Source organism: Aestuariibius violaceus, assembly GCF_040779325.2.
Taxonomy (GTDB): Bacteria; Pseudomonadota; Alphaproteobacteria; order Rhodobacterales; family Rhodobacteraceae; genus Aestuariibius; species Aestuariibius violaceus.
In genome coordinates this window covers 545,045-565,488 of record NZ_JBFONT020000002.1, presented here as the reverse complement: position 1 = coordinate 565,488, position 20,444 = coordinate 545,045, and the positions used below count along the sequence as shown (strand labels likewise).

The 20,444-nt window shown below is 63.9% G+C and carries 20 protein-coding genes; 10 read left to right on the top strand and 10 right to left on the bottom strand.

All coding sequences use genetic code 11. The features are described 5' to 3' along the window. Window positions 1–13 precede the first annotated feature (13 nt). Window positions 14–793 carry a DUF2189 domain-containing protein gene (locus AADZ90_RS10020; RefSeq protein ID WP_367309853.1) on the top strand — a complete coding sequence of 260 codons (780 nt, stop codon included), beginning with the start codon at window positions 14–16 and terminating at the stop codon, window positions 791–793. Window positions 794–822: 29 nt separating this feature from the next. On the opposite strand, the gene AADZ90_RS10015 is transcribed toward AADZ90_RS10020, so the two are convergent. The 5 genes from AADZ90_RS10015 to bcp form a co-directional block, all read right to left on the bottom strand. After that, on the bottom strand, window positions 823–2,319 hold the full coding sequence (locus AADZ90_RS10015; protein WP_367309852.1) for an MFS transporter: 1,497 nt from the start codon (window positions 2,317–2,319) through the stop codon (window positions 823–825). A gap of 160 nt (window positions 2,320–2,479) precedes the next feature. Next, a complete protein-coding gene (locus AADZ90_RS10010; RefSeq protein WP_367309851.1) occupies window positions 2,480–2,980 on the bottom strand; it encodes a bactofilin family protein in 501 nt (166 codons plus the stop codon). Continuing rightward, the gene (locus tag AADZ90_RS10005) at window positions 2,970–4,277 is read right to left on the bottom strand and encodes a DUF5930 domain-containing protein (protein WP_367309850.1); all 1,308 of its coding nucleotides are present in this window, start codon (window positions 4,275–4,277) and stop codon (window positions 2,970–2,972) included. The genes AADZ90_RS10010 and AADZ90_RS10005 overlap by 11 nt, the downstream gene beginning before the upstream one ends. A 204-nt stretch (window positions 4,278–4,481) precedes the next feature. Further along, entirely contained in the window at window positions 4,482–5,285 is an 804-nt protein-coding gene (locus AADZ90_RS10000; protein ID WP_367309849.1) for a ferritin-like domain-containing protein, read from the bottom strand. Between the two features lie 17 nt (window positions 5,286–5,302). After that, on the bottom strand, window positions 5,303–5,773 hold the full coding sequence (gene bcp / locus AADZ90_RS09995; RefSeq protein ID WP_367309848.1) for a thioredoxin-dependent thiol peroxidase: 471 nt from the start codon (window positions 5,771–5,773) through the stop codon (window positions 5,303–5,305). Between the two features lie 99 nt (window positions 5,774–5,872). Between bcp and AADZ90_RS09990 the strand changes: the two genes are divergently transcribed. From AADZ90_RS09990 to gap, 4 genes are all read left to right on the top strand, one after another. Then, window positions 5,873–9,247, top strand: coding sequence for a YhdP family protein (locus tag AADZ90_RS09990; protein WP_367309847.1), 3,375 nt, complete (start codon window positions 5,873–5,875; stop codon window positions 9,245–9,247). Next, a complete protein-coding gene (gene queA, locus AADZ90_RS09985; RefSeq protein ID WP_367309846.1) occupies window positions 9,244–10,290 on the top strand; it encodes a tRNA preQ1(34) S-adenosylmethionine ribosyltransferase-isomerase QueA in 1,047 nt (348 codons plus the stop codon). Before AADZ90_RS09990 ends, queA begins: the two co-directional genes overlap by 4 nt. Before the next feature lie 79 nt (window positions 10,291–10,369). Beyond that, window positions 10,370–10,513, top strand: a complete 144-nt coding sequence (locus AADZ90_RS09980) for a hypothetical protein (protein WP_367309845.1) — start codon at window positions 10,370–10,372, stop codon at window positions 10,511–10,513. A gap of 60 nt (window positions 10,514–10,573) precedes the next feature. Then, the gene (gap, locus tag AADZ90_RS09975; RefSeq protein ID WP_367309844.1) at window positions 10,574–11,575 is read left to right on the top strand and encodes a type I glyceraldehyde-3-phosphate dehydrogenase; all 1,002 of its coding nucleotides are present in this window, start codon (window positions 10,574–10,576) and stop codon (window positions 11,573–11,575) included. A gap of 19 nt (window positions 11,576–11,594) precedes the next feature. On the opposite strand, the gene AADZ90_RS09970 is transcribed toward gap, so the two are convergent. Continuing rightward, window positions 11,595–12,359, bottom strand: coding sequence for an extensin-like domain-containing protein (locus tag AADZ90_RS09970; protein ID WP_367309843.1), 765 nt, complete (start codon window positions 12,357–12,359; stop codon window positions 11,595–11,597). Further along, window positions 12,356–13,309, bottom strand: coding sequence for a L,D-transpeptidase family protein (locus AADZ90_RS09965; protein WP_367309842.1), 954 nt, complete (start codon window positions 13,307–13,309; stop codon window positions 12,356–12,358). The genes AADZ90_RS09970 and AADZ90_RS09965 overlap by 4 nt, the downstream gene beginning before the upstream one ends. A gap of 187 nt (window positions 13,310–13,496) precedes the next feature. Here AADZ90_RS09965 and AADZ90_RS09960 point away from each other — a divergent pair, with 187 nt between their 5' ends. Next, window positions 13,497–13,655 carry a hypothetical protein gene (locus tag AADZ90_RS09960; RefSeq protein WP_367309841.1) on the top strand — a complete coding sequence of 53 codons (159 nt, stop codon included), beginning with the start codon at window positions 13,497–13,499 and terminating at the stop codon, window positions 13,653–13,655. A 1-nt stretch (window position 13,656) separates the two neighbouring features. On the opposite strand, the gene coaD is transcribed toward AADZ90_RS09960, so the two are convergent. Together coaD and AADZ90_RS09950 are read right to left on the bottom strand one after the other, a co-directional pair. Next, window positions 13,657–14,148 carry a pantetheine-phosphate adenylyltransferase gene (coaD, locus tag AADZ90_RS09955; RefSeq protein WP_367309840.1) on the bottom strand — a complete coding sequence of 164 codons (492 nt, stop codon included), beginning with the start codon at window positions 14,146–14,148 and terminating at the stop codon, window positions 13,657–13,659. A gap of 73 nt (window positions 14,149–14,221) precedes the next feature. Beyond that, a complete protein-coding gene (locus AADZ90_RS09950; protein WP_367309839.1) occupies window positions 14,222–14,656 on the bottom strand; it encodes a CBS domain-containing protein in 435 nt (144 codons plus the stop codon). 128 nt (window positions 14,657–14,784) lie between these two features. Here AADZ90_RS09950 and AADZ90_RS09945 point away from each other — a divergent pair, with 128 nt between their 5' ends. Then, window positions 14,785–16,284 carry a CoA-acylating methylmalonate-semialdehyde dehydrogenase gene (locus AADZ90_RS09945; protein ID WP_367309838.1) on the top strand — a complete coding sequence of 500 codons (1,500 nt, stop codon included), beginning with the start codon at window positions 14,785–14,787 and terminating at the stop codon, window positions 16,282–16,284. A gap of 21 nt (window positions 16,285–16,305) precedes the next feature. Here the strand turns inward: AADZ90_RS09945 and AADZ90_RS09940 are convergent, their stop codons facing one another. Beyond that, window positions 16,306–17,262, bottom strand: a complete 957-nt coding sequence (locus tag AADZ90_RS09940; protein WP_367309837.1) for a glycosyltransferase family 2 protein — start codon at window positions 17,260–17,262, stop codon at window positions 16,306–16,308. Window positions 17,263–17,363: 101 nt separating this feature from the next. On the opposite strand from AADZ90_RS09940, the gene AADZ90_RS09935 reads away from it, so the two are divergent. The 3 genes from AADZ90_RS09935 to mmsB are packed head-to-tail and all read left to right on the top strand — an operon-like array spanning window position 17,364 to window position 20,406. Continuing rightward, window positions 17,364–18,503: an acyl-CoA dehydrogenase family protein gene (locus tag AADZ90_RS09935; RefSeq protein WP_367309836.1), complete on the top strand. Its 1,140-nt coding sequence runs from the start codon at window positions 17,364–17,366 to the stop codon at window positions 18,501–18,503. Continuing rightward, a complete protein-coding gene (locus tag AADZ90_RS09930; RefSeq protein ID WP_367309835.1) occupies window positions 18,500–19,540 on the top strand; it encodes an enoyl-CoA hydratase/isomerase family protein in 1,041 nt (346 codons plus the stop codon). Before AADZ90_RS09935 ends, AADZ90_RS09930 begins: the two co-directional genes overlap by 4 nt. Beyond that, window positions 19,537–20,406: a 3-hydroxyisobutyrate dehydrogenase gene (mmsB, locus tag AADZ90_RS09925; RefSeq protein ID WP_367309834.1), complete on the top strand. Its 870-nt coding sequence runs from the start codon at window positions 19,537–19,539 to the stop codon at window positions 20,404–20,406. The genes AADZ90_RS09930 and mmsB overlap by 4 nt, the downstream gene beginning before the upstream one ends. The last annotated feature ends 38 nt before the right edge of the window (window positions 20,407–20,444 follow it).

Genomic DNA, 20,444 nt, shown 5'->3' with positions numbered 1-20,444 from the left:
TCACCCTGACGGCATGAGCGTCACTCCGGCCCCGACTGCCGCGCCGCTCCCTTCGATCGGCCGGCTGACCGTTGCAGAGATCTTCGTGTCTCTGCGTCGTGGCTTGGATGATTTCCGCGCCGCGCCGCAATTCGGGCTTTTCTTCAGCGCCGTCTACGTGCTGGGCGGTTTTGCGATGGTCTGGCTTGGAGCCGGCCACGTTCTTTGGATCCTGGCGACCTCCCTTGGCTTTCCGCTGATCGCGCCGTTTGCGGCTGTCGGGCTTTATGAGGTGAGCCGCCGTCTGGAGGCGGGCGAGCCGCTTGAGTGGCCCGGCATCCTGGGCGTCGTCTGGGCCGAGCGGAACCGGCAGATCCCCTGGTTAGGGGCGCTGATCGTCATCTATTTCCTCTTCTGGACGTTCCTGGCGCATATGATCTTCGCGCTGGTCATGGGGCCGTCGGCGCTGGTCAACATCACGTCCTCGGTCGAGACGTTGATGACACCGCGCGGGTTGACGATGATCGCGATCGAAATCGTGGTGGGTGGCGTTCTGGCCTATCTTCTGTTCGCGCTGACCGTTGTGAGCCTGCCGCTTCTGCTGGATCAGGAGATCGACTTCGTCTCTGCGATGCTGTTGAGCCTGTCCTGCGTGCGGCAGAATCTCGGCGTGATGCTGATCTGGGCGGCGGTCATCGCAGTGGGACTTTTCGCCGGGATCATGACGGCGTTTCTGGGCCTCGTGGTGGTCCTGCCAATCCTTGGGCATGCCAGCTGGCACATCTACCGGCGGGCGCTTTACGCACCCTTATGAGGGCTTAACCCTTTCTTAAGGATCGATGCCTAAATCACATCCTCGGTCTGGCCGGCATCGCTGCCGTCGTCTTCCGAGCGACCGGCGATCCCGAGCCAGGCCACGATTGCGGCTATTCCCGACAATGCGGCAGTGATCCAGGCGATGGCCGCGAAGGCGGCGTTCGTCGCCTCTGAGTGTCCAGGAAGGTCGGCCTCGGCGCCGAAGCTGGCCGGGCCGGCATAGACGCCTGCTGCGACGCTGCCCATCGCCGCAACCGCGATGAGACCCGCCATGCGGCTGATCGCGTTGTTGATCCCGGAGGCGGCGCCGGTGGTCTCGTCCGTCGCACTTGCCATGACGGCTGTGGAGAGGGGGCCCACGACCAGCGCCATCCCGAAGCCCATGAGGCAATTGAGGGGAACGGTGAGGGTCCAGAATGCCTCGAGCGGGGCGGTGATGGCGTGGCCTGCAAAGGAGATCGCGACGAGGGCGGAGCCTGTCGCCACGAGTTTGCCCGGCCCGACTCTGTCGGCGAGGCCGCCGACCCAGCCGGAGAGGAAACCGATGAAGACCGAGAGGGGGGCAAAGGCGGCCGACGCCGCGAGTTCGGAATAGCCCCAGCCGGCAATGACGGTCATCGGTTGGTAGAACAGAATCGCGCCCAGGGCGAAGTAGAGGCAGAAGGTCGCGAGGTTGGCGGCAGAGAACCGGGTATCGGCGAAGAGGTGCAGGGGCATCATGGGATGCCGCGCGCGGGCCTCTTGCGCGAGAAAGAGGATCAGCGCCAGCGCGGCGCCGGTGCCGAGGAGAGCCGGGGAGAGGCTGGCGTCATCGCCCGCAATCAGCAGGGTCAGGGCCCAGGCGCCAAGACCAAGCGAGAGGCTGATGAGGGCCGCGCCGATCCAGTCGAGGCCGTCATCGGTCAGTGGACGATCCTGCCCGACCTTGGCGCGCAGGATCCAGAGGACGAAGAGGCCGAAGGGCAGGTTGATCGCGAAGATGAGGCGCCAGGCGGCCTCGCCACCGAAAGAGAGCAATGCCCCGCCCAGGATCGGCCCGAGCGCGGTGGTCAGCGCAGAGGAGGCGGCCCAGAAGCCGATGGCCCGGCCGCGCTCTGCCTTGGGATAGGCCCGCGCGATCAGCGCGAGCGATCCGGGCACGACCAAGGCCGCGCCGATGCCCTTGAGCGCCCGGCCCGCGATCAGAACCTCGGGAGTCGGCGCGAGGGCGCAGATGATGGAGGCTGCAACGAAGACGATGATGCCGATGCCGAAGACGCGCACCAGCCCAAACCGGTCGCCTGCGGCACCGCCCACGAGAATCAGGGCCGAGAGAGGCAGCATGTAGCCATTGGAGATCCAGGTGGCCTGGGCCAGCGTCGCGCCCAGATCCTCGCGCATGGCGGGCAGCGCGATCGAGACGATGGAGCCGTCGATGAAGCCAAGCGCAGAGGCGAGAATCGCGGCGATCAGGATCCAGGGGCGGGCGGCTTCGGAACAGAAGGACGGGTCGTGGCGGGTTCTGAAGGAAAGCGATGTGCTCAAGACGCGTCTCCGGCGAATGAATGTCTCAATCGGGGTGAGGGTGCGGAAACGGCCCGCCAATCGTCTGTTCTATGCCCGCACCATTGCATTGGGCCGGGGGGCGCACAAAGAAAAAGGCACCGCAGATGCGATGCCTTTCGTTCGTTCGATGCTGATGCGATCAGGTTTTCGCGGTGGTTCCGCTTGCCGCGACGGGCTTGCCGCCGCTGCTGAGCGGATCGTCCTGGCGTTGGACCGACCCTTCGAAATGGGCGCCGCTTTCGATTGCGATCGTCTTGTGGATGATATCGCCTTCGACCCGGGCGGAGGACGAGAGGCGCACCTTCAGGCCACGCACGCGGCCAACGATGCGGCCGTTGACGACGACGTCGTCAGCCATCACTTCGCCTTTGATCGTCGCACCTTCGCCGACGGTCAGGAGGTGGGCGCGGATGTCGCCTTCGACCTGGCCTTCGACATTGATATCGCCGGACGTCTTGACGTTGCCGGTGATGTGCAGGTCAGCCGACAGCACGGAGGCCGGTGGCTTGGCCTTGGGCGTTGACGGAGGTGCGTCCTTTGCCGGTGCCGTGGAGGGCTTGGGGGCATCTGCCTTGGGGGCATCTCCGGACTGCTCGCCGGATTTGGGCCCGGGCTCATTGATTTTGCTCTTAGAAAACATCGCGTCCCGCTCTTATGTAGATCATGGGGTTGACCGGTCTGCCACCGACCCGGACTTCGTAGTGAAGATGGGTGCCGGTGGACCGTCCGGAGTTCCCCATATCACCGATATGATCGCCGCGCGAGACCCTTTGTCCGACCTTGACGCGGATCTGGCTGAGATGTGCGTATCGCGTCTCGATCCCGAACTCATGTTGGATCTTGATCAGGCGGCCATAACCCGACAGCCAGCCGGCATGGGTGACGACGCCGTCGGCTGTCGTATGGATCGGGGTCCCGTGGGGCCCGGCGAAGTCGGCGCCGTTATGCATCCGTCCCCAGCGGGGGCCGAAACCGCTCGTGAAGCGGTAGGCGGCCTTGACGGGCACATCGAACGGCGCCCGGTCAGCCGCGATGCGGTAGAGGTTGATCCGGTCCATCTTGCCCAGAATGTCGTTCGCGCGCTGCGCCTCGGGGTCGTTGGTGCCGCCCCGGGTCGAGAACTGGACGGGCGTCAGCGGACCGCCGCGGCCGGAATAGCCGCGCCGCACCTGAGCGATCAGGTTGTCGGGATCCATGCCGGCGGCCTTGAACATCTCATCGAGCGGTTCGACGGAGACGAGCATCGCCTCTTCCAGCTGGCGGAAGATGTGGTCGTTCTTCTCGTGCTGAAGTTCAAGTTCGAGTTCGAGTTCCGCGGCGCGTTCGATCGCAAACTCCGCATCGGCTGCGATCATGTCGCGTTCGGCGGCGGTGGAGGCGAGGGCGGCAGACAGAAGATCGACGGTGCCGGTCGCGTCCGCATCGCTTTGCGGGACGATGCCGCTTTCGACACTGGCCATGAGCGTCTGCACTTCGTCGCGGGCGTCATTCCTTTCCCGCGCCGTCTTGCGGAGCGTCGCCTGGATGATTTCGATCCCGGTTTCCAGTTCCTTGCGCAGCTCTTCGGAGCGCAGGAATTCCGACTGCATCCGGGAGACCTGATCGAGCGCTTCGTCGAACCGGGTCTGGGCCGCAGCAGCCTCTGCCGCACGCATGTCGCGTTCCGCCGAGAGCGCATTCAAGCGCTCTGCATAGAGTTGTTGATCGCGTTCCGCCTGGGCCCGGAAGTTTCCGGCGCCGATGGAGTCCATCAGAACGATGGACGTTGCGATGATGGACCAGCCGACAACGAGCGTAGAGCCGCTCCATGCGATCAACTGCGTCGATGGTGTGAGGCGGATGAACCTTGTGTCCGTCTCGGATCTTAGAAAAAGCCGTTTTTCGGGGAATGCCCTCTCGAGGGCGTGGTTCAAACGGTCAATGAGTTTCCTGCGCACGCTCCGTCCCTTGAATTAACCTGTCCCAACCGGCCCGTTCCCCACAAACGAGCGCACTCGTGCGACCTTTCTGTTCGGCGCACGTTACAAATCGAATATCGGTGCCTTCGCAACGCCGCAACTTTTTTGCGCAGATCGGGGAGAAATCAGCGCGCAACTGCAGGTTTTGGGCAAGAACTCGCCGAAAAACGGGGTTTCGCAGGGTTAACCGGCCAAGGGCCAATAGAAATCCGGCGGCAATCCGGCCTCTGCCCGTTTCTCTTCGTTGAAGGGCGGTTTCGTGCCGCCGGGGAAATATTTCCGCACGAGGGAATGGAATGCGTCCTTCGGATCGAGATTCTTTCGACCGCAGAGGAAGTGGAACCATTTCGTGCCGTAGGCGACGTGATGGACCTCTTCCGCGTAAATCACCTTGAGCGCATCGACCGTTTCCGGATCGCCGGCCCGTTCGAAAAGAGAGATCATGCCGGGGGTCACGTCGAGACCGCGCGCTTCCAGAACCATCGGCACGACAGCAAGGCGAGCCATCAGATCCTCGGCCGTATCTTCGGCGGCCCGCCACATGCCGGCATGGGCGGTGAGCGCGCCGTAATGGGAACCAAGCGCCTCGAGCCGGTCGCAGACGAGATTGAAATGCTTGGATTCCTCGTCGGCGGCGCGGACCCAATCGTCGTAGAAGCCGGGCGGCATCTCGATCTGGGGAAAGCGGGCGATGATGTCCCAATGGAGGTCGACCGCGTTCAGTTCGATATGCGCGATGGCATGGAGGATGGCGATCCGGCCTTCGGGACTGCCGGGCTTGCGCCGCGGGACGTCCCGGGGATCGACGAGCGGCGGGTTGTCCGGCCGGGCGGGGCGGTCGGGCGGGGGGGCCACGCCGAGAGGGATCGGGGTGCCGGCTGTGCGCGCCGCATCCCAGTCGGCGGCGTGGGCGCGCGACAGCGCTGTCTTTGCGCGACCGTCTGCCGTCGTCAGAACCTCGACCGCCCTTTCCCTGAGTGATGTCACATCCGCCCCTTTCGCCGTCACAGGGCCTTTACTGCGTCCAGCACGCCCTCGACATGGCCGGGGACCTTCACCTTGCGCCATTCCTGCCGGAGAACGCCGTCGCCGTCGATCAGGAAGGTGGACCGCTCGATGCCCATATAGGTTTTCCCGTACATGCTTTTTTCCTTCCAAACGCCGTAACGTTCGCAGACGTCGCTTTCCTCGTCCGAGAGAAGGATCACCTTGAGGTCATGTTTGTCGCGGAACTTATCGTGCTTTTTTATGCTATCCTTAGAGACGCCAAGGATGACGGCGCCCGCGGCATCGAAATCGGCGAGGTGATCGCTGAAACCGATGGCCTGCTTGGTGCAGCCTGACGTGTCATCCTTGGGATAGAAGTAAAGGACCACTTTCTTGCCGCTGAGATCAGAGAGCGACACGTCCCCGCCGCCATCGCGGGGCAGGGTGAAGTCCGGGGCTTTGCTGTCGATTTGGGGCGTGTCGGTCACGGGGTCAGTCTCCTTTTTGGTCGGGCCGCCTCGCGGTGGCCATATTTCGGTATTGTTCTAGGGGCCGCGCAGCGAAAAGAAAGACGCCGTCATCGCAAGATGGGAAGGAGGGGCGCGATCAAGGACGAGGCAGAGGTTTTGGGCGACGATCGTATCACGACGGCGCCGGCCGGAGCGGATCCGGCGGAGCCTTCGGAGATCTCCGAGGTCAAGAGCGGCCGCAGGCTGCCCTGGCGGATCTGCCTCGGCACGTTGCGGGTTTGCGTCCGGACAGTGACGCTGACGCTGGTTTTCATCGCCGCCTTTGTGATTGCCGCGGCGCTTCTCATCATCGACCTTGAGATCCGCGCCCCGTCCTGGATTCAGACCAGCGTGGCCGAGCGGGTCGACGCCGCGCTTGGTGGCGGGGCGGTCGACTTCGGCGAGATCTATGTGCGTTTGGGCAGCGATCTGCATCCGCGGGTGCGGCTGACCGACGTGACGCTGTCCGACGCGACCGGCAGGCGTATTGCGCGGCTGCAATCGGCGGATGCGCTGATCAGCCCGCGCGGTTTGATCTTCGATCAGGTGCCGCTGGTTCAGACACTCGACATGACCGGCGCAGAGCTGGCGCTTCACCGCGCGGCGAACGGGGGCTTTGCCGTCGCCTTTGACTTCGCCGAAGGCCCGTCGGCGCCGCGATCGGTTCCGGACATGATGGCGCGTTTCGATGCGATCCTCGAGAGCCAGCCGCTGGCGGCGCTGGAGGAGATCACGGCCCAGAACATCGTGCTGAACTACACCGATGCGCGGGTCGGCCGAAGCTGGGTCGTCGATGACGGGCGGGTGACGATCGATCTGACCGAGGGGCGGCGGTTGCGGGCGGATCTGTCCCTGCTGTCGGGGCGTGCTTATGCGAGCCGCCTGCGTGTGGGACTGGATCAGGTGCCGGATACCCGCGACAGCCTCGTGAGCCTGTCAGTCGAGCAGATGCCGGCGGCGGATATGGCGACCCAAGCGCCGGGGCTTGCCTTCCTGTCGGTTCTCGATGCGCCGATCACCGGGGCGGCGCGGACCACGCTGTCGGGTGACGGGACCGTCGGCCCGATCAGCGGGACGCTGGGGGTCGGCGCCGGTGCGCTTGCGCCAAATGCGGCGGCGAAACCGGTGCGGTTCGACAGCGCGCAGAGTTATGTATCCTTCGATCCGGCGGAGGGACGGCTGTCATTTGATCTGATCGAGGTGCAGAGCGAGCAGGGCGGGTTCGTCGCCGACGGCAGCGCCTATCTTCGCGATTTCGAGAACGGGTTCCCGAATGCCCTTGTTGCGCAGTTCAGCCTGAGACACATCGATCTTGCTCTGCCGGATCTGTATGAGGAGCCGGTTCGGGTCGACGAAGTTCAGACGGATTTCAGGCTGACCCTCAGCCCCTTCAGCGTCGATTTCGGGCAGATCAGCGTTGTCGAGCCGACCGGAACGCTTTCGGCGAAAGGTCAGGTCACGGTCGATCAGGATGGCTGGCAGGCCGCCCTCGATGCGACCTTCCCCGAGACCACGGCGGAGCGGTTCAAAGAGCTTTGGCCCGCCTCGTACAAGCCGAAGACCCGTGACTGGATCCAGCGCAATATCCGTGAGGGGCGGGTCACCGATATCTCGGCGGGGATCAGGACTGCCCAGGGACAGCCGGCCCGCTATGCGGTCTCGGGCAGTATCGAAGACGCGACGATCGGGATCCTTCGGACACTTCCGCCGATCGAGGAGGGGCGGGGCTTTCTGACGCTTGAAAATGGCGGGCTGCAGGTCGCCGTGACCGGCGGGACGGTGACGCCGCCTTTCGGCGGGCCGATCTCTGTCGCCGGGTCGACGTTCGAGATCCCGGATCTGGCGCAGAAGCCGCAGCCGGCGCGGGCCTTTCTGAAAACCGACGGATCGCTCGGCGCGACGCTGTCGCTGCTTGATCAGGAACCGTTTCATTTCATCGAAAGGGCAGGGCGAACCCCGGAGCTGGCCGAAGGGAGGGCCGTAGCACAGACGCGCCTGGAGCTGCCGCTGAAGCGTCCGCTTACGACGAGCGACGTTCTGTTCTTCACCAGCGGGACCGTGACCGACGCGAAGTCGGACGGGCTGATTCCGAACCGGACGCTGACAGCGGACACGTTGGGCATCACGGCCGGACCTGAGGGCCTGGCGGTCGAAGGCGCGGTGCTGATCGATGACGTGCCTGCGCGGATCCGCTATGCGCAGCCGTTCTTCCCCGGGGCGGTTGCGTCCGTGACTGGGCGGGTTGCCGTTTCGCAAGATGCGCTCGACACCTTCGGGATCGGGTTGCCCCCGGGGACGGTGGCGGGCCTGGGGCAGGCCAATATCGCGCTCGACCTGCCCAAGGGGGCGCCGCCGTCGTTCCGGTTGAACTCGGATCTGTCGGGCGTCCGTCTCGCGGTGCCCGCCATCGGCTGGACGAAGCGCGAAAGTGCCTCGGGCCGTCTGGAGATTTCCGGCGCCCTGAGCAATCCGCCGACAGTTGACGCGCTATCCCTGTCGGCCCCGGGCCTGGAGGCGTCGGGGACATTGAGTTTGGCGAATGGCGGGCTGGAGCGCCTGGACCTGTCCCGGTTGAGGGTCGGCGACTGGCTGAATGCCCCGGTGACATTGCGGGGGCGGGGTCCCGGCGCCACGCCTGCTGTCACCATCCGCGGCGGAACGATGGATCTGCGCAACCTTCCCGATTTCGGAAACGGCTCAGGCGGCGGGGCGGGGGCGCCGATTGCCGTTGCCCTGGATCGCCTGACGGTGACCGATGGCATCGATGTCGAGAACTTTCGGTCGACGCTGAATACCGGTCGGGGGCTTTCGGGCAATTTCAGTGGTGACGTCAATGGACGTGCCCCTGTGACCGGCCGCCTGGCGCCGCAGAACGGGGGGACGGCGCTTCAGATCCGGTCGGACAATGCCGGTCTTGTCCTGCGGGCGGCCGATCTTGTGGAAGGGGCACGCAAGGGCAACATGGACCTCGTCCTCGTTCCGACAGGGGCGCGGGGCAGTTACGATGGACAGCTCAGTCTGACCAATATCCGGCTGCGCGATGCCCCGTCGATGGCCGCGCTGCTGGACGCGATTTCCGTGGTCGGGCTGATCCAGCAGCTTGATGGCAACGGGCTTCAATTCGACGAGGTCTCGGCGCGGTTTCGATTGACGCCGAACCAGATCATCGTGGCGCAGTCGTCGGCCGTCGGGCCGTCCCTTGGCCTCTCTCTCGACGGGGTCTATACGCTTGCCAGCAAGGCAATGAATTTCCAGGGCGTCGTGTCTCCCGTCTATCTCGTGAACCAGATCGGTGCGCCGCTGACCCGCAGGGGGGAAGGGCTGATCGGCTTCAACTTCAACCTGGCAGGCACGCCGCGCGCGCCGCAGGTCTCGGTCAATCCGCTATCTGCGCTGACGCCGGGGATGTTCCGCGAGATCTTTCGGAGGCCGGCGCCAGACCTGACGCAATGAAGCTTTCCGATTTCGACTTCGACCTTCCGGAAGACCTGATCGCCACACGGCCCGCCAAGCCGCGCAGTTCGGCGCGCCTGCTGCTGGCCGAGGGCGACCGGATTAGCGACCGCCACGTCTATGACCTGCCCGAGATCCTGCGCGCCGGCGACCGGCTGATCCTGAACGATACCAAAGTGATCCCCGCGCGCCTGACGGGGACGCGGCATCGGCAGAGCGCCCAGGGACCGGTTAGCGCGCAGATCGAGGTGACGCTGCTGGCACCGCAGGCGGACGGGAGGTGGAGCGCCCTGGTCAAGCCGCTGCGAAAGGTGAAGGACGGGGAGGAGATCGTCTTTCCCGGCGGTCTATCGGCGGTGATCGAGGCGCGGGAGGGCGGGCAGGCACAGGTGCGGTTCTCGCTGACCGGTGAGGATTTCGATGCGGCCCTGGCCGAGGCCGGGGCGATGCCGCTGCCGCCTTACATCGCGGCAAAGCGTCCGGCGGATGAGCGGGATCGCGAGGATTATCAGACCGTCTGGGCCGCCCGGAAGGGGGCGGTGGCCGCACCGACGGCATCGCTTCATTTCGACGAGCCGCTTCTGGAAGCGCTACGGGCGCGGGGCGTCGAGTTCACCCATGTGACGCTTCACGTGGGCGCCGGCACGTTTCTGCCGGTCAAGGCCGACAACATCGCCGATCACAAGATGCATGCGGAGTGGGGCGAGATCACCGAGCGGGCCGCGGCGGAGATCGAGATGACGCGGGCGGCCGGGGGGCGGATCATCCCGGTGGGGACCACCGCGCTGCGGCTGATCGAGACGGCGGGGCAGGGCGGTGCGATTGCGCCCTGGGTGGGGGAGACCGACATCTTCATCACGCCTGGTTTCCGGTTCCGGATTGCCGACGGGCTGATGACCAATTTCCACCTGCCGAAATCGACTTTGATGATGCTTGTCTCCGCGCTGATGGGGCCGGAGCGGATCCGGGCGATCTATGACCATGCCATCGCCGAGCGTTACCGTTTCTTCAGCTATGGCGATTCCTCGCTTCTTCTGCCGTAGATGCCGGGGATTGGTTTTCTTAAGAGATGCACACTCTAATGGCGCCGACTCGGATCGCCACGGAAGTCGAGGGACGGGAATGACCAATCGGATCGCGATCTGGCTTCTTCTTCTGATCGCAGGGTTTTTCGTGCTCGATCACTATGTGCTGCAGCTCGACGCAGCGGTCTATCTCGGCAGGCGGGCGCTTGATCTGATCGAATGGCTGGCCTTCTGGCGCTAGTACGGTTGACCTTTCCGTGCCGATGGCGATGGTGACGCCGGGCTGCAAGGAGGATTTCGCATGACCGTCAAAGTCGCGATCAATGGTTTTGGCCGTATTGGTAGAAACGTCCTGAGGGCGATCATCGAAGAGGGCCACAAGGATATCGAGGTTGTTGCCATCAACGACCTGGGCCCGGTCGAGACCAATGCCCATCTCCTCCGTTATGACAGTGTCCACGGTCGGTTCCCGGCGGAGGTGACGACCGGACCCGATACAATCGATGTCGGCCGTGGCCCGATGCGCGTGACGGCGATCAAGAATCCCGCTGATCTGCCGTGGAGTGACGTGGACATCGTGTTGGAATGCACGGGCATCTTCACCTCGAAAGAGGCATGTCAGGCGCATCTGGAAAACGGATCGAAGCGGGTGCTCATCTCGGCCCCGGGGAAAAACGCCGACAAGACGATTGTCTACGGCGTGAACCACGACACCCTGACCGCGGATGACCTGATCGTCTCAAACGCCTCCTGCACGACCAATTGCCTGACGCCTGTTGCAAAGGTTCTGGCGGAATCGGTCGGGATCAAGCGCGGCTTCATGACGACGATCCACAGTTATACCGGGGATCAGCCAACGCTCGACACCTTGCATAAGGATCTTTACCGGGCGCGGGCGGCGGCGGCGAACATCATTCCGACATCGACCGGTGCGGCCAAAGCCGTCGGTCTTGTCATGCCGGAGCTTGACGGCAAGCTCGATGGTGTCGCGATCCGGGTTCCAACGCCGAATGTCTCGGTCGTCGATCTGACCATCGAGGCCGAAAAGTCGACGACGGCCGAGGAGGTCAACGAGGCGATGCATGCGGCGGCCTCTGGCCCGCTGAAGGGCATCTTGGGGGTAACCGACGAAAAGCTCGTTTCAACCGACTTCAATCACGATCCGCATTCTTCGATCTTCGCGACCGATCAGACCAAGGTTCTGGATGGCACGATGGTGCGTGTGCTCACCTGGTATGACAATGAATGGGGCTTCTCGAACCGGATGATCGACACTTCTGTCGAGATGGGAAAATACCTGTAACTGAAGCGCCCCAGGGCGGCTACTGGCAGATGCGGTAGCCGCCCCGGCGGGCTTTCACATCCATATGCAGATGGTCTTCGTGGGTGGCATCGGTGCCGGGGCCGAGGACTGTCGTGAAGCTTAGGCAGGCGGCGCCGCGCACGGCGCGCTGGAACGCCTCTTCGATCGTGCCGCTGTCGGCGCGGGGTTCTATCGGGATGCGTTCGCCGTTTTCGAAGAGAAAGGCCATGACGTCGACCGCATTGCCGAAGGAATGCTCGCTGAGCTTGCCTTCGGCTGCGTTGTTGCGGCGGCGGCAGATATAGGTGGAGCCGTGTTCGATGCCGGTGACGGCGCCGTAGCTTTCGATGAGGTCTGCCGCAGGCTGGACCGAACCGGAAACCCATTCGGCCAGCGCTGCAGCGGTTTCGCAGCGCATCACGGCGTCCGGTCTGAGGCTGAGGCCAGGGACGACCTCGGTCACTTCTACAGGGCGCAGGATTCCGCAATCGCCGTCGTCCGGATCAAGGATCGCTTCGCGTTCTTGATATACCGTGCCGAACCCGTCGAGGCGGGAGAGGCAGGCGGCGAAATCAGCATCATCTTCGCGCAGCGTCTCGCGCACAGGCGGCTCGGTGGCATCTTCGGCGTCGGGCGCGACCTCTTCCTCGCGATCTTCGGGATCGGCGAGCGCGGGTGATCCGGCCTCGGTCGGACGCGCCTGGGGGAGAAGCGAGGTGTCGGGCGCGCTGTCCTGAGCGGCGGCTTCGCTGCAGACGAGAAGAAGGATGAGTGCGGCCCTCATTCCACGAACTCCACGCTCACGCCGGGGCCGACCATGCCTGCGAGTTCTTGAACATCCCAATTGGTCATCCGGACGCAACCGTGGCTTTGTTCAACGAAAAGCCTGGCCGGGTCGGGGGTGCCGTGGATGCCGTAGGTTGGCTTGGAGAGGTCGATCCAGACCAGACCGACCGGGCCGTTCGCGCCGGGCGGCAAAATGAGCACCTCGTCGTTGTCGCCCTGCTGGAAATTCAAATCCGGGTTGTAGGTATAGGTCGGCTCGGGGGCGACGGCGTTGACTTCCATCTTACCCGAGGGGGAGGGCGTTTCTTGTGATCCCACGGCGACCGGGTAGTTGCCGAGGATGCTGCCATCCTTCGAAAGGGCTTCGAGGCGACCGGTTTCGCGGTGGACGAGGATCCGCGCGACCTCGCCAGATGCGTCGGCTTTCGGGCGCACCACGGCGATTTCATCGCCTTCGGCAAAGCGGGCATCGGGGTTGAGAAGGATCAGGAAATCCTCATCCATGTGGAATAGTTCGGCAAGGGCTTCCGAGGGACGCTCGTACCCCAACCGGTCGCGCTCGGCCAATTGTGCATAATCCGTCGGTAATATGCCGGTGACATGTTCCAGATCCTTGGCCGAGATACGGTGCGTACCGGTGATGCCCGCCGCCGTGTCGCCCTTCAGACGACGCCAGACCTCAGCGTCGATATCGCCGTCAATCTCCAGCCCTTCGCGGCGTTCGAAGGCGCGCAGGGCGCTTTCGACCATGCCGCCCTTGTATCCGTCGATGACCCCGGGAGAGATATCCGCCCGATCCAGAAGCACTTGAACCTTTACCGAGAGGGGGGATTGTCCGTCGGGCAGGCCTTGCCCTTCAAAGCTTGCCGCTTCGATATCCTCCGGTGTTATCGCCATGGCGGCTCCGGTGGTGAAACAGATAAGGACTGCGAGAAATTGGCGGGTCATTCTAACCTCTTGGACTGCATCGATATTTCCGAACGCCCGAGCCGCCGAGTTGGTTCATTTGCGGCGCTTTCCAGCCTTGCATCCTGCGCATAGCGGCTTTGGCGCAAGGTGGGGTTCTCAGTCAGGTCCAACTGAATAGATAGCGGTAACAGAAGGGCGCAGAGACGCGTCGGAAAGGAGACCCGCAATGACCATTCTCGAAACCATCAAAGACCAGGCCCGCAAACGCGCTGCCTATCGCCGCACCGTTGCGGAGATTCGCGCGCTGCCACTCGATGTGGCGCTCGATCTCGATATCTATCGGGGCGATGCGGAGCGGATCGCGAAAAAAGCCGTCTACGGCTAAGTCAGGAATACTTTCCGATCAGGGCGTCCGAGACATCGGGCGTCACGAATTTCGAGACATCGCCGCCCAGCCTGGCGATTTCCTTCACGAGTTTGGAGGCGATCGCCTGATGCTGGGCTTCGGCCATGAGGAAGACCGTTTCGATGGTGTTGTCGAGCTGACGGTTCATGCCGACCATCTGATATTCGTATTCGAAATCGGCCACGGCCCTGAGGCCCCGGATGATGATCTGCGCGCCGACGTCGCGCGCGCAGTCGATCAGCAGGTTTTCGAACGGGTGGACGATGATTTCCACGCCGGTCTCTTCCATCAGTCGGCTTGACTGCGACTCGACCATCGCGACACGCTCTTCCAGTGGGAAAAGGGGCCCCTTGTCGCGATTGATCGCAACCCCAATGACGAGGCGGTCCACCAGAACGAGCGCGCGGCGAATGATGTCGAGATGGCCGAGCGTCACCGGGTCGAAAGTTCCGGGATACAAACCGATCCGCATTGCTGTCCCCGATCACTGCACCGTTCGGATGGCACGCAACATTATTGCGAAACGGGATGCAACCTGAAACGGATCAGTAACCCATGATCATGCTTTCGAGCGCGGTTTTCTCGACCTCGAGTTCTTTCAGGCGGGCCTTTACCACGTCCCCAATGGAGATCAGGCCGACCATCTCTCCCTCTTTTAGGACGGGCATATGCCTGAAACGGCCTTCGGTCATCTGACTGAGAACCCGGTCGGTCGTGTCATCAGGCGCGCAAGTCTTGATGTCCCGGGTCATCATGTCCGTAACGGCATCGCTCAGGCAGCCGATGCCGCGCTTGCCGATCTCGCGGACGATGTCGCGTTCGGACAGAATGCCTTCAGGATGGGTCCCGTCCCCAGAGATGACGACGGTGCCGATACGTTTGGCTGAAAGCATACTTACGGCGTCGCTGACGAGGGAATCGGGGGTAAGTGTGAAAACGGCGTCACTGGCCTTCGACTTAAGGATTTGGTGAACGAGCATGACGTGTCCTCCGCACAGTCGAAATCTTCCCTAGGGTCAACCGCAAAGGCTGACCTGTCAAGCGCGGCCCTTTCCCTTGCCGTGGGTCGGGCCTAATGTCGCGCCGACCGAGAACAGGGAGGCACGCGATGGAAACGCTGGGGCATTACGTAGCGGGGGAACAGGTGACCGGGCAGGGGGCGCGGTTCTCTGACGTGTTCAACCCCGCGACGGGCGAGGTTCAGGCGCGGGTGGCGCTCGCCTCGGCCGAGGAGGTGGGGCGGGCTGTCGAGATCGCGGCGGAGGCCCAGCGGGGCTGGGCGGCAGTTAATCCGCAGCGCCGGGCGCGCGTTCTGATGACCTTCGTACAGCTTCTGAACCGGGACATGGACAAGCTGGCCGAAGCCCTGTCGCGCGAGCATGGCAAGACGCTGCCCGATGCAGCGGGTGATGTTCAGCGGGGCCTGGAGGTTGTTGAGTACTGCATCGGTGCGCCGCAGATGCTGAAAGGGGAGTTCACCGACAGCGCAGGGCCAGGCATCGACATGTATTCGATGCGCCAGCCTTTGGGCGTCTGTGCTGGGATCACGCCGTTCAATTTTCCGGCGATGATCCCGATGTGGATGTTCGCCCCGGCGATCGCCTGCGGCAACGCGTTCATTCTCAAGCCGTCGGAGCGGGATCCTTCCGTGCCGCTGATGCTTGCCGAACTGTTGGAAGAGGCGGGCTTGCCCAAGGGCGTGCTGCAGGTCGTCAATGGCGACAAGGAGGCGGTCGATGCGATCCTCGATCATCCGGTGATCCAGTCGATCGGCTTCGTCGGCTCGACGCCGATTGCGGAATACATCTACAGCCGCGGTTGCGCGAACGGAAAGCGGGTTCAGTGCTTCGGCGGGGCCAAGAACCATATGATCGTCATGCCGGATGCCGATATGGATCAGGCAGCGGATGCCCTGGTCGGCGCAGGCTACGGCGCGGCGGGAGAGCGTTGCATGGCGATCTCTGTCGCCGTGCCCGTGGGGGACGAGACGGCGGACCGGCTGGTCGAAAAGCTGGTGCCGCGGATCGAAGCGCTGAAAGTGGGTCCTTATACGTCTGGCGCGGATGTCGATTACGGGCCGGTCGTGACGGCGGCGGCAAAATCCAACATCGAGAAGCTTGTTCAGAGCGGCCTGGATCAAGGGGCCACGCTTGCGGTCGATGGGCGGGGTTTCAGTCTGCAGGGTTATGAGGACGGATTCTTCCTTGGACCGCACCTTTTCGATCATGCGACGAAGGACATGGACATCTACCGCAAAGAGATCTTCGGCCCGGTGCTGACGCAGGTGCGGACGCAGAGCTATGAGGAGGCCCTGGGCCTCGCGATGGATCATGAATACGGTAATGGTGTCGCCATCTTCACCCGTGACGGGGACGCGGCGCGCGACTTCGCCAATCGGGTGAATGTGGGGATGGTGGGGATCAATGTGCCGATCCCGGTGCCGCTCGCCTATCATACCTTCGGTGGCTGGAAGAAATCCGCCTTCGGCGACCTGAACCAGCATGGTCCGGATGCTTTCCGGTTCTATACGCGCACCAAGACCGTCACCGCGCGCTGGCCGTCCGGGATCAAGGAGGGCGGGGAGTTCACCATCCCGGTGATGCAGTAGCGTACCTCAAGGGCATTGGGGTCATTCCCGCTGCCCGGTGACCTTCTCCGGATCATAGTGTCGGCTTCTGCGGCCCAGGATGCCGCGGATGCGCCCGGCGGAGTAGCCCACCTTATAGGTCGCCTTGGCAAACGCCCTGCGCCCCGTCAGGGGAAGGCCGATCAGCACAAAGGCTGCTTCGATGATCCGAAGCAGCGCCTGGCCCAGCGTGGGAAGCATGGGCCGTTCGTTCAGAAGGTAGGCGTTTGTCGACTGGTCGCGCGCGCGCCGGAAGTGGTAGCCGGGCGTCAGGCGCCGTGCCGGGATACGATCGTAGACGATCGCGTCGGGGATCCAGCCGATCCGGGCGCCGGCCGACGCGAAGTCACGGCTGAACTTGGTGTCGGAGCCGCCGGTGAATTGCAGGGCCTCGTCAAAGCGGATGCCCGTTTCGCGGACCTTGTCGAGGCGGACGCACCAGTTGTTGGTGTAGATGTTCAGTTCGTTGTCGGTGCCGTTGGCGACGGCGGCCGCCCGGGTTTTGTTCCTCTTCGCAGCGCGTTCGCGCAGGTGCGTCAGGAACGCCTCCTGCCACGGCCCAGTCTCGTCTGCGGCTTCGAGGCGGAGAGGGCCGCCGGCGAGGTCGAGTTTCCGGCTGCGCACGCCGTTGACAAGGGCGACGAGCCAGCCGTCGTCAGCTCGTTCGTCATCGTCGACAAAAGTCATGAAGTCGAAGCCGCGCTCCAGCGCGATATCAAGCGCCTTGTTGCGAACCATCGGGATCCCGGGGCGGGGTTCGTTGTCGAAGACGACCTCCTCGGGGACGGTCTTGCGGAAGCCCTCGACGATGTCGCCGACCGTTGCGGCCTCTCCGTTTTCGACGAGGATGAAGGTGATTTCGGCGTCATCTGGGCGGGCCATCGCGGCGAAGGACTCGAGCAGAACCCGAAACATGTCGGGGCGCTTGTGAGTGACGGCGGCGACGGCGATGCGAACCATGACCCACTCCTAGAGCCTGTCGGAAAGAGCGCAAGCCTTGCCCTCGACACCCTGCCGGGAAATAAATTAAACAAGCGTTCAGTTCTTGGGGAGGCGTTATCGTGGATTTCGGGCTGACGGAAGAGCAATCGGCCATTCTTGAGATGGCCCATGCGTTCGGGACGGATAAGATCGCGCCACATGCGCGCCAGTGGGAGCAGGACGGGACGATCCCGCGGGAGCTGTGGCCCGAGTTGGCAGAGCTTGGCTTCGCGGGGCTCTACGTCGGCGAAGAGGCAGGCGGCGCGGGGCTGTCGCGGCTCGAAGCGACGTTGGTTTTCGAGGCGCTGTCGGCCGCGTGTCCGTCCGTCGCCTCCTTCCTCTCGATCCATAACATGTGCGCTAAGATGGTCGATATGTTCGGGTCTGAAGATCTGAAGGAAAGGCTTCTGCCGGGCGCGCTGAAGATGGAGACGATCCTGTCCTACTGTCTGACCGAACCGGGATCGGGATCAGACGCGGCCGCCTTGAAGACGCGCGCGGAGCGGACCAACGAAGGGTTTGAACTGACCGGGACGAAGGCCTTCATCTCGGGCGGTGGGTATTCGGATGCTTATATCGTTATGGCCCGGACAGGAGAGGCGGGCCCGCGCGGGATCTCGGCCATCGTGGTCGAGGACCGGGCAGAGGGGCTGTCTTTCGGCGGGCTCGAAGACAAGATGGGCTGGCGGTCGCAACCGACGCGGCAGGTTCAGTTCGACGGGTGCAAGGTGCCCGCGTCTAACCTGTTGGGGGAGGAGGGTGCGGGTTTCAAGTACGCGATGATGGGCCTGGATGGGGGGCGATTGAACATTGCGGCCTGTTCACTAGGGGCGGCGCAATCGGCGCTGGATCAGACGGTCGCCTATATGGGCGAGCGGCAGGCCTTCGGCCAGAAGCTGCAGGAATTTCAGGGGCTTCAGTTCCGCCTTGCCGATATGGAGATCGAGTTGCAGGCGGCCCGGACGTTCCTGCGGCAGGCGGCGTGGAAGCTGGATCACGGCGCACCTGATGCGACGAAATTCTGTGCGATGGCCAAGAAGCTGGTGACGGAGGTCGGCTCGCGCGTGGCGGACCAGTGCCTGCAGCTGCATGGCGGGTATGGCTATCTTGCCGATTACGGGATCGAAAAGATCGTGCGGGATCTGCGGGTTCACCAGATCCTGGAAGGAACGAACGAGATCATGCGCTTGATCACCGTCCGCAGTCTTCTGACGCAATGAGCGACGTCATCATCCGGAAGGACGGGCAGGCGGGGCGCATCACACTGAACCGCCCGGACGCGCTGAACGCGCTGAGTTGGGCGATGTGCGGGGAGATCGAGAAGGCGTTCGATCGCTGGCGTTTGGATGACGACGTGGCGGTCGTCATTCTCGATGCGGAGGGGGAGCGTGCCTTCTGTGCCGGGGGCGATCTGGCAGAGATCTATGCGGCCGGGCGGCGGGGAGAGTTCGATTACGGGGCACGGTTCTGGACGGACGAATACCGGATGAACGCGAAGATTGCGCGGTATCCGAAGCCGGTCGTCAGCTTCCTGCAGGGGTTCACGATGGGCGGCGGGGTCGGGCTGGGCTGTCACGGGTCGCACCGGATCGTGGGCGAAAGCAGCCGGATCGCGATGCCGGAGACTGGGATCGGGCTGGTGCCGGATGTGGGGGGGTCGCTGTTGCTCGCGCAGGCGCCAGGGCGGCTCGGGTTCTACCTGGCGCTGACTGCGGCGCGGATGGCCGCGGGCGATGCGATCGAGGCGGGGTTTGCGGATCATTACCTGCCGGGGGGGACGTGGGCTGCCATGAAAGAAGAGCTTGTCCGAACGGGGCGGGTGGCGCCGATCCTGGAGGCGGCAATCGAGCCTGAGGATCGGAACATTGCGGTTGATCGGGATTGGATCGACCGGATCTTCACTGGGGATCACTTGCACGATTACGTCGCGCGGCTGGAGGCGGATGGGTCGGAGGCGGCGGGTGAGACGCTGAAGGCGATGCGGCGGAACTCTCCGCTGGCGATGGCGGTCGCGGCGCGTCTGATCGGGTCGCATGGGAAGGGGACGCAGATCGAAGAGGCGCTTGCGATGGAATACCGGGCGACCTCGCGTGCGTCTGAGCACGGGGATTTCCTGGAAGGCATCCGGGCGTTGATTATCGATAAGGATCGGAACCCTAGGTGGCGGCACGATCTGCATGATGTTCCTGAGGGGGAGGTCGAGGCGTTTCTTGCCCCGCTTGAGGCGCCGCTGGATTTGGAGGGGGAGAGGGTATGAGGATCGGGTTTATCGGGTTGGGGAACATGGGGGCGCCGATGGCGCGCAACCTGATCGCCGCGGGGCACGACGTGATGGGCTACGACACGGTCGCGCGGCCTGAGGACATACCTCTGGCAGACAGCGCGGCGGACGCCGCCAAGGATGCCGCGATCGTCATCACCATGCTGCCGGACGGGAAGATCCTGCGGGCGGTTGCCGACGATATCCATCCGGCGATGGTCGAGGGGGCGACCCATCTGGACTGCTCGACAGTCGACGTGGACAGCGCGCGGACCGTGGCGGACGGGGCCGGGGCGCGGGGTCTGCTTTCGCTCGATGCGCCGGTCTCGGGCGGGATCGGCGGGGCGCAGGCGGGGACGCTGACCTTCATGGTCGGCGGCACCGAGGCCGCCTACGCCGCGGCGGCGCCGCTTTTCGACGTGATGGGGCAGAAGGCTGTCTATTGCGGCGCGTCGGGGAACGGGCAGGCGGCGAAGATCTGCAACAACATGATCCTGGGTGCGACGATGATCGCGACCTGCGAGGCCTTTGGGCTGGCCGACAAGCTGGGCCTCGACCGGCAGGCGATGTTCGATGTGGTCTCAACCTCGTCGGGCTATTCCTGGAGCCTCAACGCCTATTGCCCGGCGCCGGGGATCGGACCGCAGAGCCCGGCGGACAACGATTACAAGCCCGGTTTCGCGGCGGAACTGATGCTGAAGGACCTGCGCCTCAGCCAGATGGCGGCGGAGGCGGTGGACGCGGACACGCCGATGGGTCAGCGGGCGATGGAGCTTTACGCGCAGTTTGTTGAGGACGAGGGCGGGAAGGGTAGGGATTTCAGTGCAATGTTGCCGCGATTCTCGGCGAAGGGCCGATCCTGAACGGTATCGGATTGCGTCAAATCAGCGGTCAATCGCCA